15 protein-coding genes are annotated in these 13,185 nt (G+C 71.6%); 5 read left to right on the top strand and 10 right to left on the bottom strand.

Going from position 1 to position 13,185, the window contains the following annotated elements; genetic code table 11:
* The first annotated feature begins 125 nt into the window (after nt 1-125).
* Together ACXYMW_RS19175 and ACXYMW_RS19170 are read left to right on the top strand one after the other, a co-directional pair.
* On the top strand, nt 126-1,163 hold the full coding sequence (locus ACXYMW_RS19175; protein WP_459036934.1) for a succinylglutamate desuccinylase/aspartoacylase family protein: 1,038 nt from the start codon (nt 126-128) through the stop codon (nt 1,161-1,163).
* Between the two features lie 266 nt (nt 1,164-1,429).
* Nucleotides 1,430-2,218 (top strand): exodeoxyribonuclease III, encoded by a 789-nt coding sequence (locus ACXYMW_RS19170; protein ID WP_459036933.1) that lies wholly within the window; start codon nt 1,430-1,432, stop codon nt 2,216-2,218.
* Between the two features lie 16 nt (nt 2,219-2,234).
* Here ACXYMW_RS19170 and ACXYMW_RS19165 read toward each other — a convergent pair whose 3' ends face one another.
* The 8 genes from ACXYMW_RS19165 to ribA all read right to left on the bottom strand — a co-directional run bounded on the left by ACXYMW_RS19165 (nt 2,235) and on the right by ribA (nt 8,525).
* A complete protein-coding gene (locus ACXYMW_RS19165; protein WP_459036932.1) occupies nt 2,235-2,819 on the bottom strand; it encodes a uracil-DNA glycosylase family protein in 585 nt (194 codons plus the stop codon).
* Between the two features lie 66 nt (nt 2,820-2,885).
* Nucleotides 2,886-3,794 (bottom strand): tRNA pseudouridine(55) synthase TruB, encoded by a 909-nt coding sequence (gene truB, locus ACXYMW_RS19160; RefSeq protein ID WP_459036931.1) that lies wholly within the window; start codon nt 3,792-3,794, stop codon nt 2,886-2,888.
* A 97-nt stretch (nt 3,795-3,891) separates the two neighbouring features.
* Nucleotides 3,892-4,044: a Trm112 family protein gene (locus ACXYMW_RS19155; protein WP_459036935.1), complete on the bottom strand. Its 153-nt coding sequence runs from the start codon at nt 4,042-4,044 to the stop codon at nt 3,892-3,894.
* A 110-nt stretch (nt 4,045-4,154) separates the two neighbouring features.
* Nucleotides 4,155-4,802, bottom strand: a complete 648-nt coding sequence (locus tag ACXYMW_RS19150; RefSeq protein ID WP_459036930.1) for an LON peptidase substrate-binding domain-containing protein — start codon at nt 4,800-4,802, stop codon at nt 4,155-4,157.
* A 28-nt stretch (nt 4,803-4,830) separates the two neighbouring features.
* Nucleotides 4,831-5,748, bottom strand: a complete 918-nt coding sequence (trxA, locus tag ACXYMW_RS19145; RefSeq protein ID WP_459036929.1) for a thioredoxin — start codon at nt 5,746-5,748, stop codon at nt 4,831-4,833.
* A gap of 40 nt (nt 5,749-5,788) precedes the next feature.
* Nucleotides 5,789-6,346 (bottom strand): L,D-transpeptidase family protein, encoded by a 558-nt coding sequence (locus ACXYMW_RS19140; protein WP_459036928.1) that lies wholly within the window; start codon nt 6,344-6,346, stop codon nt 5,789-5,791.
* Nucleotides 6,343-7,344, bottom strand: a complete 1,002-nt coding sequence (locus ACXYMW_RS19135; protein WP_459036927.1) for an LLM class flavin-dependent oxidoreductase — start codon at nt 7,342-7,344, stop codon at nt 6,343-6,345. Before ACXYMW_RS19135 ends, ACXYMW_RS19140 begins: the two co-directional genes overlap by 4 nt.
* Before the next feature lie 89 nt (nt 7,345-7,433).
* Nucleotides 7,434-8,525 carry a GTP cyclohydrolase II gene (gene ribA, locus ACXYMW_RS19130; protein WP_459036926.1) on the bottom strand — a complete coding sequence of 364 codons (1,092 nt, stop codon included), beginning with the start codon at nt 8,523-8,525 and terminating at the stop codon, nt 7,434-7,436.
* A gap of 142 nt (nt 8,526-8,667) precedes the next feature.
* On the opposite strand from ribA, the gene ACXYMW_RS19125 reads away from it, so the two are divergent.
* Entirely contained in the window at nt 8,668-9,354 is a 687-nt protein-coding gene (locus ACXYMW_RS19125; RefSeq protein ID WP_459036925.1) for a response regulator transcription factor, read from the top strand.
* Between the two features lie 283 nt (nt 9,355-9,637).
* Complete coding sequence (locus tag ACXYMW_RS19120) at nt 9,638-10,246, top strand: carboxymuconolactone decarboxylase family protein (protein WP_459036924.1); 609 nt, start codon at nt 9,638-9,640, stop codon at nt 10,244-10,246.
* A gap of 3 nt (nt 10,247-10,249) precedes the next feature.
* Here ACXYMW_RS19120 and ACXYMW_RS19115 read toward each other — a convergent pair whose 3' ends face one another.
* Both ACXYMW_RS19115 and ACXYMW_RS19110 read right to left on the bottom strand, forming a co-directional pair.
* Nucleotides 10,250-11,125 (bottom strand): acyl-homoserine-lactone synthase, encoded by an 876-nt coding sequence (locus ACXYMW_RS19115; protein WP_459036923.1) that lies wholly within the window; start codon nt 11,123-11,125, stop codon nt 10,250-10,252.
* Nucleotides 11,126-11,238: 113 nt separating this feature from the next.
* On the bottom strand, nt 11,239-11,943 hold the full coding sequence (locus ACXYMW_RS19110; RefSeq protein ID WP_459036922.1) for an autoinducer binding domain-containing protein: 705 nt from the start codon (nt 11,941-11,943) through the stop codon (nt 11,239-11,241).
* 378 nt (nt 11,944-12,321) lie between these two features.
* Here ACXYMW_RS19110 and ACXYMW_RS19105 point away from each other — a divergent pair, with 378 nt between their 5' ends.
* Entirely contained in the window at nt 12,322-13,173 is an 852-nt protein-coding gene (locus ACXYMW_RS19105; RefSeq protein ID WP_459036921.1) for a bifunctional allantoicase/(S)-ureidoglycine aminohydrolase, read from the top strand.
* The last annotated feature ends 12 nt before the right edge of the window (nt 13,174-13,185 follow it).

The following is a 13,185-nucleotide window of genomic DNA, read 5'->3' as shown; positions in this document are numbered from 1 at the left end:
CCCCGCGCCGGGCCCGCCCCGGCCGCGCCGGTGCCTGGCCGACGGGCGGCCCGCGCTCCGCCGGCGCGGCGCCCCTTGCCCCGGCGCCGCGGATCGTCTCTCATCGCCGGCCGAAAGGAGACGCCATGTCCCAGCCCTTCCTCCTCGGCGGCACCGAGATCGCCGCCGGCACCCAGGCGACGATCGACATGCCGGTCTCGGTCCTGTCGGACCACACCCCGGTGACGCTGTCGGCGCGGGTGGTGCATGGCCGCCGCCCCGGCCCGGTGATGTTCGTCTCCGCGGCGGTGCATGGCGACGAGGTGATCGGGGTCGAGATCGTGCGCCGGCTGCTCCGCGCCACGCCGCTGCTGCGGCTCTCGGGCACGCTGATCGCGGTGCCCATCGTCAACGCCTTCGGCTTTCTCAACCAGTCGCGCTACCTGCCCGACCGGCGCGACCTCAACCGGGTCTTTCCGGGCTCGGCGCAGGGCTCGCTGGCCGGCCGCATCGCCGACCTGTTCCTCACCGAGGTGGTGGCGCGCTCCGATCTCGGCATCGACCTGCATTCCGCCGCGGTCGGCCGCAGCAACCTGCCGCAGATCCGCCTGACGCCGGGCAATGCGCGGCTGCGCGACCTCGGGGCCCGCTTCGGCGCCCCGGTGACGCTGATCTCGCGCATCCGCGACGGCTCGCTGCGCGAGGCCGCCGAGGCCGGCGGCGTCGACGTGCTGCTCTACGAGGCCGGCGAGGGCCTGCGCTTCGACGAATTCGCGGTGCGCGCCGGGGTCGCCGGCATCCTGCGGGTGATGCAGGGCGTGGGCATGCTGGGCGCCCGCGGCGTGCCGCGGGCCCGCGGCACGCCGGTCTTCTGCGAACGCTCGGGCTGGACCCGGGCGCCCTCGGGCGGGCTGCTGCGCACCCTCAAGGCCTGCGGCGACTACGTCACCGAGGGCGAGGTGCTGGGGCTGGTCGCCGACCCGTTCGGCGATGTCGAGGCCGAGGTGCGCGCCACCGAGACCGGCATCGTCGTCGGCCGCACCAACCTGCCGGTGGTGCACGAGGGCGACGCGCTGTTCCACATCGCGGTGCCGGCGCGGCCGCTCGGGGCCGACGCCGCCAGCGCCGGGCTGGCCGAGCATCTCGACGCGCCGGCGCTGTTCGACGAGGACGAGATCATCTGAGGCGGCACCGGCATGGCGCCGGGGGGACCGGCGTTCGAACCGCCGACAGCACCGCCCCGCGCTCCGGCGTGGGGCCCGCCGCGGAATTCGGGCCTACGCCGGACGGGCCGGGTCCGGACCGGGTCCGGACCGGGGCAAGGGGCGCTGCCCCTCTTGGCCTGCGGCCAATTCACCCCGGGATATTTCGGCTCAGAAGAAGCGGCGGGCGGGTTGCATCCGGGGGCGCGGGGCGGCAGGGAGGCGGCATTCGCTCAAGGAGACCCGCCATGCCGCTGACGCTTGCCACCTGGAACATCAACTCGGTCCGGCTGCGCGAGGGGCTGGTGGCGGCGCTGCTCGAGGCCGAGGCGCCCGACATCCTCTGCCTGCAGGAATGCAAGAGCCCGGTCGAGAAGCTGCCGCTCGAACGCTTCCGCAACCTCGGCTACCACCACGTCATCGCGCGCGGCCAGAAGGGCTATAACGGCGTGGCGATCCTGTCGAAACGGCCGATCGAGGATGCCGGCGACATGGATTTCGCCCGGCTGGGCCATGCCCGGCACGTCGCCGGGCGGCTCGAGGACGGCACGCTGATCCACAATTTCTACGTCCCCGCCGGCGGCGACAAGCCGGACCGCGCGGTCAACGTGAAGTTCGGCCAGAAGCTCGACTACCTGGCCGAGATGCGCGACTGGTTCCGCGACAGCCGGCCCGAGCGGTCGATCCTCGTGGGCGATCTCAACATCGCCCCGCGCGAGGACGACGTCTGGTCGCACAAGCAGCTTTTGCGGGTGGTCTCGCACACCCCGGTCGAGGTGGCGGCGCTGAGCGACGCGCAGGAGGCCGGAAACTGGGTCGACGTGACCCGCAAGGACATCCCCGAGGGCCGGCTCTATTCCTGGTGGTCCTACCGCAGCCCGGACTGGGACGCCGCCGACAAGGGCCGGCGGCTCGACCATGTCTGGGCCTCGCCCGACCTCGCCGGCTCGGCGCATGGCAGCCGCATTCTGCGTGATGTGCGCGGCTGGACGCAGCCCTCGGACCACGCCCCGGTCTTCGCCAGCTTCGATCTCTGAGACGCGCCGGGGGCGCTCAGGCCAGGGCCGCCGCCACGGCGCGGCGCAGCGCCGGCAGGACCTCGGCCTCGAACCACGGGTTGCGGCGCAGGAAGGCGTTGTTGCGCCAGGACGGGTGCGGCAGCACGAAGGTCGCCGGCGCGTGGCGGCGCCAATCGGCCACCGCCGCGGCGACCGGCCGGCGGTCGCCGAGATGGCGGCGGATGGCATGGCCGCCGATCAGCAGGGTCAGCGGCATCGGGCCCAGCGCCGCCAGCACCTCCGCGTGCCAGGTCTCCCAGCAGATCGGCGGCGGCGGCAGGTCGGCGCCCCTGGCATCGTAGCCGGGAAAGCAGAAGGCGGTGGGCAGCACGGCGACGCGGGAGGTGTCGTAGAAGGTCTCCGCGCCGATCCCCATCCAGTCGCGCAGGCGGTCGCCGGAGCGGTCGAAGAACGGCTTGCCGGCCTCGTGCACGCGCTTGCCCGGGGCCTGGCCGCAGACCAAGATGCGGGCGCCGGGCCGCGCCCAGACCACCGGCCGCGGCCGGTGTTGGGTGGCGGTGCCGGCGAAACGCTCGGCGCAGAGCCGGCAGGCGCGTATGCGGTTGGCGAGGTCGTCCACGCAGGCTGAGATGGGGCTCCGGGCGGCGCCGGGCAAGCCCCCGGGCGCCCTGCCCCGCGGCGGCGGTCAGTCGAGGTTGAAGACCCGGGCCGGGTGCAGCTCGCCGCCCTTGAAGCGACCCACCGCGACCGGCCGGCCCTCGAAGGAAGCCCAGCATTCCTCGCCCCATTCCACGTCCTGGGCGAAGACCATGCCGGGATTGCCGTTGCGCAGCCGCGCCACCGCCTCGGCGGCGCAGCGCGCCTCGGGCAGCTCGCTCAGCCCGGCCGCGACCGGCAGCAGCCGGGCGTCGAGCTCCGGGCTTTGGGCCAGCGCCTCGATCTCCGGGACGGTCATCGCATCGGCGAGCTCGAAGGGTCCCGACCAGAGCCGGCGCAGCACCGTGACATGGCCGAGGCAGCCCAGGGCGGCGCCCAGGTCGCGGGCGATCGAGCGCACGTAGCCGCCCTTGCCGCAGGTCATCTCGAACTCGGCATGGTCGGCATCGGGGCGCTCGACGAGCAGCAATTTCTCGACCCAGAGCGGGCGCGCGGCGATCTCCATGGTCTCGCCGTCGCGGGCCCGCTTGTAGGCCCGCTCGCCGTCGATCTTCACCGCCGAGAATTGCGGCGGCACCTGCTCGATATCGCCGACGAAGCGGCCGAGCGCCGCCTTGATCTCGTCATCGCCGGGCCGCGCCTCGGAGCGGGCGATGACCTCGCCCTCGGCATCGTCGGTGTTGGTGGCGGCGCCGAAGCGCACGGTGAAGCGGTAGGCCTTCAGCGCGTCGGTGACGTAGGGCACGGTCTTGGTGGCCTCGCCCAGCGCCACCGCGAGGACCCCGGTGGCCTCCGGGTCGAGGGTGCCGGCATGGCCGGCCTTCTTGGCGCCGAAGGCCCAGCGCACCTTGTTGACCACGGCGGTCGAGGTCATGCCCGCGGGCTTGTCGACCACCAGCCAGCCGGAAATGTCGCGGCCCTTGCGTGAGCGTCCCATATGCCTTGCCTCCGTCGGGTGAGGCGCGCGGCGTAGCGAACGGGGCGGGCGCTGTCAATTCGCCGCGCGGCCCGACCGGGGCCCGCGGCCGCGGCGCTCAGTCGAGCCGGCGGGCCTCGTCATGCAGCATGATCGGGATGCCGTCGCGGATCGGGTAGGCCAGCCCGGCGCGGCGCGACACCAGTTCCTGGCGCGCGGCATCGTAGTCGAGCGGGCCGTGCGTCTCCGGGCAGATCAGCGCCTCGAGCATGCGGCGGTCGAAGCCGCGCGGCGCCGCCGGGGCATCGGTGGCGGCATCCACGGCCGCGGGATCCTCGGGGGTTGCGGCCTCGGGCGGGGTCGCGGGGTCGGGCCGGTCGGTCATTGCACTCTCTCCTGTCCGCCGCCGCCACCGCGCAGCGCGTATTCGATCAGCGTCACCAGCGTCTCGCGCCGGGTTGCCAGGGACGGCGCCTCGAGCAGCGCCTGCTTGTCCTCGGGGTCGAAGTCCAGCAGCATCGACAGCGAGTTGATCAGGAGCTCGTCGTCGGCCTCCTGCAGGGTCTCGCGGTCGGCGCTCAGGTGGCGCGCGGCAAAGTAGCGGTCGAGCAGCGCCAGGAACGCCGCCCGGTCGAAATCCGGGTCGTGCTCGGCGCCGCCGAGATCGGCCTCGAAGCCCGACCAGTCGACCCGGCAGCGGCGATACGGGGTGAAGCCCTCGACCTCCTCGCGGATGCGGAACCGCGACAGGCCGCACAGGGTGATCATGTAGCGGCCGTCCTCGGTCTCGGAGAACTGCGTCACCCGCCCGGCACAGCCGATCGCGTGCAGGCGCTCCGCCGCGCCGCCCGGGCCGGGGTTGGGCTGGACCATGGCGATGATCCGCGCCGGCGTCTTCAGCGCGTCCTCGAACATCGCCAGGTAGCGCGGCTCGAAGAGGTGCAGCGGCAGCCGGGCGCGCGGCAGCAGGAGCGCGCCCGGAAGCGGGAAGACAGGAACCAGATCCGGCAGGTCGGGGAGGCGTTTCATGCCCGTCCCAGCTAGCCCGCGCCGGGGGTCAGGCAAATATCATCGAGCTCAGTTTCCGGCGCCCGTTGAGCACGATCGGGTCATTGGCCTTGAGCGCGTCGAAAATGGTGAAGAGCTGAGTCTTGGCGGCGCCGTCGTTCCACTCGCGGTCGCGCCGGAACAGGTCCAGCAGCTGCTCGACCGCCTCCTCTGTGCGGCCCGCCGCCTGCAGCGCCTGAGCGTAGTCGAAGCGGGCCTGGTGATCGGCCGGATCGGCCGCGACCCGGGCCTCGAGATCGGCCAGCGGGCCGGCCTTCTCGGCCTGCCGGGCCAGCGCGATCTGGGCATGCGCGGCCTCGAGCTCGGGGCTGGTGGCGATCTCCGCAGGGGCACCGTTCAGCACCGCCTCGGCCTGGTCGGTCTGGCCCATCGCCACCAGGCAGCGCACCAGCCCGCCATAGGCGCGCGCGTGCTTCTCGTCCTCGCCGAGGATCGCCTGGAAGGTCTGCAGCGCGTCCTCATAGGCGCCCTGCTCGACCATCTCCTCGGCCGCCGCGACGGCGTCGTCGAGCCCGCCCGAGGCGTCGCCGCCGGACATCTTCACCAGGCGGTCGACGAAGGCCTTGATCTCGGACTGGCTGACCGCGCCCTGAAAGCCGTCCACCGGCTGGCCCTGGAAGAAGGCATAGACCGTGGGGATCGACTGGATGCGCAGCTGCGAGGCGATGGTCTGGGCCTGGTCGACATTGACCTTGGCCATCTTCACCGCGCCCTTGGCGGCGCGCACCGCGTCCTCGAGCATCGGGCCGAGCGTCTTGCAGGGGCCGCACCACGGCGCCCAGAAATCGACGATGACCGGGACCGTCTGGCTGGCCTCGACCACCTCCTTCATGAAATCCTGTTCGGAGACGTCCCGGATCAGGTCCGGATCGGTCTGCTGCGTCGTGGCTCCGCCGAGTTCGATCATTTTCAAGCCCCCTGGCTCACGTATTCGTCATGTCGTCGCGTTATCGGGTTAGATGGCTCACTGACCCGGCGGTTGCAAGGGCGCGGCCGGCCAGCGCCTCCGGCACGAAGAGCCGGGTGCCGGGCGCGATGCGCGCGGCGATGCGGCGCAGGTGATCGCGGCGGAAGGCGAGGCAGCCCTCGGTCGGGAAGCCGGCGCGGCGGCGCTGGTGCAGGAAGATGGCAGAGCCGCGGCCGGGCTCCGCCGCGGGCCAGTTCCAGTCGGTCAGAAGCACGATGTCGTAGAGCGGGTCGGCCCGGCGCAGGCGTTCGTGGCTGCCGTCATAGGGCGCCGCGACGAGGTGGTTGTACTCCGCCCGGGCGACGTCGTCGGACCACAGGTCGCCGGGCCGGATCGGCCGCGCCCAAGGCGCCGGCGGCGCCAGCCGGTCCGGGCGGTAGAGCATGCCGGTGATCCGATGCAGCCCGGCCGGGGTGGCGCCGTCGCCCTCGCGCTTGTCGCGCCGCACCGCGCCGCGCCCGACCGAGACCGGCCAGAGCCGTCCGGCAAAGCGCAGGCCCATCGGCGTCAGCACCATGTCCCAGGGTCCGGCGATCATGCCGCCAGCCCCGCCGGCAGGTCCTGCATGACCTCGGCGGCGATCTCGAAGGACCGGGCGCGGGTCTTGAAATCGTGGATCTGTCCGGTCAGGATAACCTCGTCGGGGCGGTGCCGGTCGATCAGCGCGCGCAACTGCCGCGCCACGCTGTCCGGGCTGCCGGTGGCCGAAACGCTGAGCGCCGCATCGACGCCGCGCCGCGCCGCGTCGGGGATCACCGCGGCGATGTCGTCGACCGGCGCCGGCAGCTTGCCCGGCCGGCCCGAGCGCAGGTTGTAGAAGGCCTGCTGCATCGAGGTCCTGAGCCGCGCGCCCTCGGCGTCGGTGTCGGCCGCGAAGACGTTGATCGCCAGCATCGCCCGCGGCCGGTCGAGCTGCGCGGAGGGCCGGAAGCGCTCGCGGTAGAGCGCGAAGGCCTGGTCCAGCGCGTCGGGCGCGAAATGCGAGGCGAAGGCATAGGGCAGCCCGAGTTCCGCCGCGACCTGCGCGCCGTAGAGCGAGGAGCCAAGGATCCAGAGCGGCACCCCGGTGCCCTCGCCGGGATGGGCGTGCACCGGCAGACCCTCGATGCGCGGCCCGAACAGCGCCTGCAGCATGCGCACCTCGTCGGGGAAGCGCTCGGCGCGGGACGGATGCACGCCCAGCGCCTGCATCACCGCGCCGTCGCCGCCCGGCGCCCGGCCGAGCCCGAGATCGATACGCCCGGGATAGAGTTCGGCCAGCGTGCCGAAGGCCTCGGCCACGGCCAGCGGCGCGTGGTTCGGCAGCATGATGCCCCCCGCCCCGACCCGCATCCGCGACGTCGCCGCGGCGACCTGCCCGATCAGCAGGGCGGTGGCGGCCGAGGCGATGCCCGGCATGTTGTGGTGCTCGGCCAGCCAGTAGCGGTGATAGCCCCAGCCTTCCGCCCGGCGGGCGAGTTCGGTGACGTTGGCCAGCGCCTCGGCGGTGCTGCGGCCCTCGGGAACCGGGGCGAGATCGAGTAGCGAATACTGCATGGGCGGACTCCTTCGCCGGGCAACCTAGGCAGCGCTTCGCGGCGGCGGAAGGGCCGCAAGGCCGGGTCTGCGCGCGCGGCCGGGCCGGCTCAGAGCAGATGGCCGGACTTCTTCGCCTTGGTCAGCAGGTAATGGTGGTTGAAGCGCGTCTCGCCGACCTTCAGCGGCACCCGCTCGGTCACCTCGACCCCCGATTCGGCCATCCGGGCGATCTTGGCCGGGTTGTTGGTCAGCAGGCGTACGCGGCCGACGCCGAGTTCCCCCAGCATCTGCGCGCCGAGCCGGAAATCCCGCTCGTCATCCTCGAAGCCCAGCCGGTGATTGGCCTCCACCGTGTCGAAGCCCTGGTCCTGCAGGGCGTAGGCGCGCATCTTGTTGGCCAGCCCGATGCCCCGCCCCTCCTGGTTGAGGTAGAGCAGGATGCCGGCGCCCGCCTCGCCCATCTGGCCCAGCGCGGCGTTGAGCTGCGGGCCGCAATCGCATTTCAAGGACCCCAGAAGATCGCCGGTGAAACAGGCCGAGTGCAGCCGCGCCAGCACCGGGGCGTCGCGGTCCGGGCGGCCGATCTCGATGGCGTAATGCTCCTCCGAGCCGTCCTCGGGGCGGAAGATGTGCAGCTTCGCCGTCTCGGCGGCGCGCAGCGGCACCCGCGCGGTGACCACGTGGGCGAGCGGCGGCAGGCGCAGCAGCAGCGGCGCCGCCGCGGCGGCATCGACGAGGGTCAGCCGGTGCGCCGCGGCAAAGCCCGCGCCGTCCGCGATCGGCAGGACCAGGGCGGCCGGCAGCAGCTGCGCCGACTTGGCCAGGGTCAGCGCCAGCCGGTGCAGCCGCGCATCGCCGTCGCGCCGGGTCGCCAGCGGCCCCTTCATCGGCATCGCGAGGTCGTCCTTGGGATCGGCCACCGAATGCACCCAGGCGCGGTTCACGTCCTCGGGCAGGACCACCCGGGCGATGTCGCCGTCATAGGCGCGCGCCTTGAGCGTGGCTGCGCGCCGCCCGGTCAGGGCGAGGTCGGCGGCGCCGCCCAGCGCCCGGAGATCGGCGAGCCGGGCCTCGGTCACGGTCTCCGCCGCCAGCACCAGCGCCGCCCCTTGCGCATCCGCCAGCACCGTCGGCACGCCCATCCTGAGATCGGCCCGCGCCCGGGCCAGGATTTCGGTCAGATCGGGGGTCAGGGACATCGAACGCGCCTCGCGCTGCGGGAACCGGCCCGCGGGGTGTAACAAAGGCCATTGTGATACACGAGGGCGTGAAAGATGTGCAGCAAAGCTTGCGTCAGGCCGCGGCGTTCACATTTGCGTTGAGAGAACGGAGGACCGCAAAATGCCGCAACTCAAGAACATTCTCCTCGTCGACGACGACGAGGATCTGCGCGAGGCGCTGGCCGAACAGCTTGTCCTGACCGAGGATTTCGAGGTGTTCGAGGCCGAGAACGGCCAGGCCGCGCTGGCGCGGGTCAAGGAACAGCTTTTCGATCTGATCATTCTCGATGTCGGATTGCCGGACCAGGACGGCCGCGAGGTCTGCCGCCTGATGCGCAAGCAGGGGGTGAAGGCGCCGATTCTGATGCTGACCGGGCATGACAGCGACGCCGACACGATCTACGGGCTCGATGCCGGCGCCAACGACTACGTGACCAAGCCATTCAAGTTTCCCGTCCTGCTGGCCCGCATCCGTGCCCAGCTGCGCCAGCACGAACAATCCGAGGACGCGGTGTTCCAGCTTGGCCCCTATTCCTTCCGCCCGGCGATGAAGCTGCTGATCGACGAATCCGACAAGAAGATCCGGTTGACCGAGAAGGAAACCAACATCCTGAAATTCCTGTACCGCGCCCCCGACGGCGTGGTGCCGCGCGACGTGCTGCTGCACGAGGTCTGGGGCTACAATGCCAGCGTCACCACGCACACGCTGGAGACCCATATCTACCGGCTGCGCCAGAAGATCGAGCCCGACCCGTCGAATGCCCGCCTGCTGGTCACCGAATCCGGCGGCTACCGACTTGTGTCGTAGTCGGCGTTTTTGGCGCTGACGCAGGGAACGATCCGTGGCACCACGGGTTTGACGAGAGACCCCGCCGGCATGTCGGGTCGTAACATGCCAAACCTCCCTGTTGGACCTGGCCGGGCCCCGCGCCCGGCCTTTTTTCGTGCCGCAGGCGGCGCGGGCGCGTCGCGGCAAAGGCTGGCGCGACTCGCGGAAAGGTGAATACTGAAATCCGGATTTCGCCGGCCGCGTGCGGGGTCCAGCGTGCCGCGCTGGCCCGCCCGCGCCCCCACAGCCCGGGAGATGCGGCATGAGCTATCTGGCAACGGCCCGGGGCCCCGCGGCGGAGGCCTTCCTGCAGCAGGCCGCCGAGCGGCATGGCAGCCTCCTCAACCTGCATGTGGTGCTGTCGCATCTGCCCGAGATGGCGCAGCATTTCGAGGCGATGACCGCGGATCTGAAGGCCCGCATGGGGCTCCGGCGCTACGAGCTGGTGACCCTGGCGGCGGCGCTGGAGCTGAAAAGCTCCTATTGCGCCCTGGCGCACGGGGCGATCCTGCTGCGCGACGGCATGGCGGCGTCCGATCTCGCGGCCATCGCCCGGGACGGCAGCGCGCCGGGGCTCGACGCGGCGGAGCGTGCGCTGATGGCCTATGCCCGCGCCATCGTCCGCGACGCCGCCGCCATTCCGGAGGCCCGCATCGCGGAGCTGCGCGCCGCCGGGCTCGATGACGGCGCCATCGCGGAGGCCGCGGCGGCGGCGGCGCTGCGCTGTTTCTTCAGCAAGCTGCTGGACGGGCTGGGCGCGGCCCCGGATGCCGCGCTGGCCCACCTGCCGCCGCCGCTGCCCGCGCTGCTGGCCTGCGGACGCGCGATCGCCGCCCCGGAACGGGGCGGCGCGTCGGTCGGTCGGGAGTAGGGCTCAGCGCGCGGCCAGCACTTCCTCGAGATCGGCGATCAGGCCGGAGGCGTGCAGGTTGCGGGCCAGGGCCATGGCGGCGTGGCGGTCGTCCTCGGAACGCGCGGTGGCGATCTGCTCGGCGCAGTAGAGCGCCAGGGCCAGCTGCTTGTCCTGCCCCTGCATCGGCTTCTCGAAGGCCGGGACCGCCGCGGCGGCATGTTGGGCGGCATGCGACAGGGTCAGCGCCGGGCTCGGATCGGCGAAGGCCGCGGCCTCTTCCGGGGTGGCGAAGATGTCGCCTTCGATCCCCGCGAAGGCGCGGATCCGCTCGATCCGCTCATCGCTGCAGTCGAGCAGGGCCGCCATCGCCGGCACCTTGCCCATCGGCACGGTTTCGCCGACGTAATCGTAGGGCGCGCAGTCGGAGCGCTTGAGCACCCGGTTCATCACCGGATCGATGACCGTGACGATGTCGGTGATGCCCGAATCACGGGCGTATTCCAGCGCCCCGGCCATCAGTTCGCAGGTCGCGTAGCTGACCGAGTTGCGCGACTTGCCGCGTTCCAGGATTTGCGTGTCGACGCAGAACCGGGTCGATTCCCACAGCGTGGCGCTGCGCAGCGGCGGCTGGCCCGCGAGGATCGGCGAGAACACGTCCGACAGCATGTGCGGCCCGGTGGTCTGCAGCGCCCGCACGCAGGAGACCACGCGGCCATCGTCATTCACACCAATGACATAAGCCGGATCCAGTGCGTCGAACTGGTCGATTTCGCGGCCGTCCCGCACGTCCACTTCCCAGCCGAGTCTGCCTTCGAACACGCGCGCCCGCAGGCGGAACATCTCATCCAGCAGCTGCCCGTATTCGGAACGATTCACTCCGTCGACTACGATGATCATTGTCCGGGTTTCCTGTTTTTTTGCCCTCGTCCTGATACTGATCATGATCAGTCCAAGGCCCCCGGACTATTAGGGGAAACCCGTAGGTTTTTAAGAAATGGGCGAAATCGCGCTCAGTCGGGGTAGACGAGGCGCATGCCGATGGCGCGCCCGACCGCCTGCGCGGTGGTCAGCGCGCCCAGCTTTTCGCGGCTGGAGCGCAGATGCACCTCCACGGTGCGGTGCGAGATCGACAGGATGTCGGCCACGTCCTGCTGCGACTTGCCGGCGGCGATCCATTGCAGGATCTCAACCTCACGGTTGGACAGCGCCGGCTGGGTCAGCGTGCGCGTCAGGTCGTGGGTGTTGATCACCGTGTCGTGCAGGTGCACCGCCAGGGTCTGCAGCTCGCCCAGCACCTTGCGCTTGAGCAGGCCCCATTCCTCGTCGGGACAGTCCCGGGTGACGCTGAACAGGCCGACATCGCCGAACGGTCCGCGCACCGGGATCGTCAGGCCCTGCTGGGGAATGCCGAAATCGTGCGCGTCCGAGAACACGCGGTCGAATTGCGGCGTGCCGCGCAGCCGCGCCCAGTCCACCGGTGCGACGCTGCGCCGCGCCACCGCCAGGGTCGGGTCGACCTCGTGCAGCCCGGCCTGGGCGTAATGCATCTTCCAGCTGTCGGGATAGTTGACCACGCCGTGGATGGTGCGCGCCACCGGGTTGGTGCCGGCATAGGCGGCGAAGCTGAATTCGTGTTTGGCACAGACCTGGTCGATGAATTCCCGCAGCTGGGTCTCAGGCTGCGGCAGGGTGCTCAGATCGATCAGGTCGCGCATGCCGCTGCTCCGTCACTCACCACCAGAAACACACGTAGCCCAAATCGCGCACGCGGCCATGCTCGCACGTCTCCCGCAGCACCGGCACGGACGGGCCGCACCCCGAAGGGGAGAGCGACCGCGGCAGGGAGAGAACGGAGTGCCGTCATGATGGCCGAGCATGCCCCGGGCCGCGAGGTGGTGCAACAGGGTGTTGTCGCGGCGCCACGCGAAACCCGTTTGCGGTGTGCAAATGCCACAGATCGCGGCACCGCCCCCGCCCCGGCGCGGCGCGGCATTCTTCGCAGATCCCGAAGAGTGCTTCGCGGCGCCGGCGCTGGTCGCCGCGCCGCAGGCCCCGCATAGTGGCCGCAACCGAACCGCAGGGGGAGCGACCGCATGACCCGATCCGACCGCAGCTACCACGCGCCGCTGGGCGGCCACCCGCCGCAGGAGCAGCTGCTGACCGACCGCGCCGTCTTTACCGAGGCCTATGCGGTGATCCCGCGCGGCACCATGCGCGACATCGTCACCAGCTACCTGCCGTTCTGGGACGCCACCCGGCTCTGGGTGCTGTCGCGGCCGCTCTCGGGCTTTGCCGAGACCTTCTCGCAATACATCATGGAGGTCGGCCCCGGCGGCGGCTCCGAGCGTCCCGAGACCGAGCCGGGGGCGCAGGCGGCGCTCTTCGTGATGGCCGGCCAGGGACGGCTGACCATCGCCGGCGCGGCCCACGCCCTGACCCCGGGCAGCTACGCCTACATCCCGCCCGACACCGAATGGACGCTGCGCAACGACGGCGCCGAGCCGCTGCGCTTCCACTGGATCCGCAAGGCCTACGAGGCGGTGCCGGGCCTGCCGGCGCCGGACCCGCTGGTCACCCATGACGACGCCGTGGCGCCGACGCCGATGCCCGGCACCGAGGGCCGCTGGGCCACCACCCGCTTCGTCGACCCGGCCGATCTGCGCCACGACATGCACGTCACCATCGTCACCTTCCAGCCCGGCGCGGTGATCCCCTTCGCCGAGACCCATGTCATGGAGCACGGGCTCTACGTGCTCGAGGGCAAGGCGGTCTACCGGCTGAACCGCGACTGGGTCGAGGTCGAGGCCGGCGATTACATGTGGCTGCGCGCCTTCTGCCCGCAGGCCTGCTATGCCGGCGGCCCGGGGCCGTTCCGCTACCTGCTCTACAAGGACGTGAACCGCCACGCCGCGCTGCGCCCGCTGGGCCAGCAGCGCGCCGAGTAACGCCCGCCGGCC

The sequence above is a fragment of the Roseivivax sp. CAU 1761 genome, from assembly GCF_054482755.1.
The sequence above is the reverse complement of the archived record's forward strand: the minus strand, read 5'-3'. Positions and strand labels throughout refer to the sequence as shown.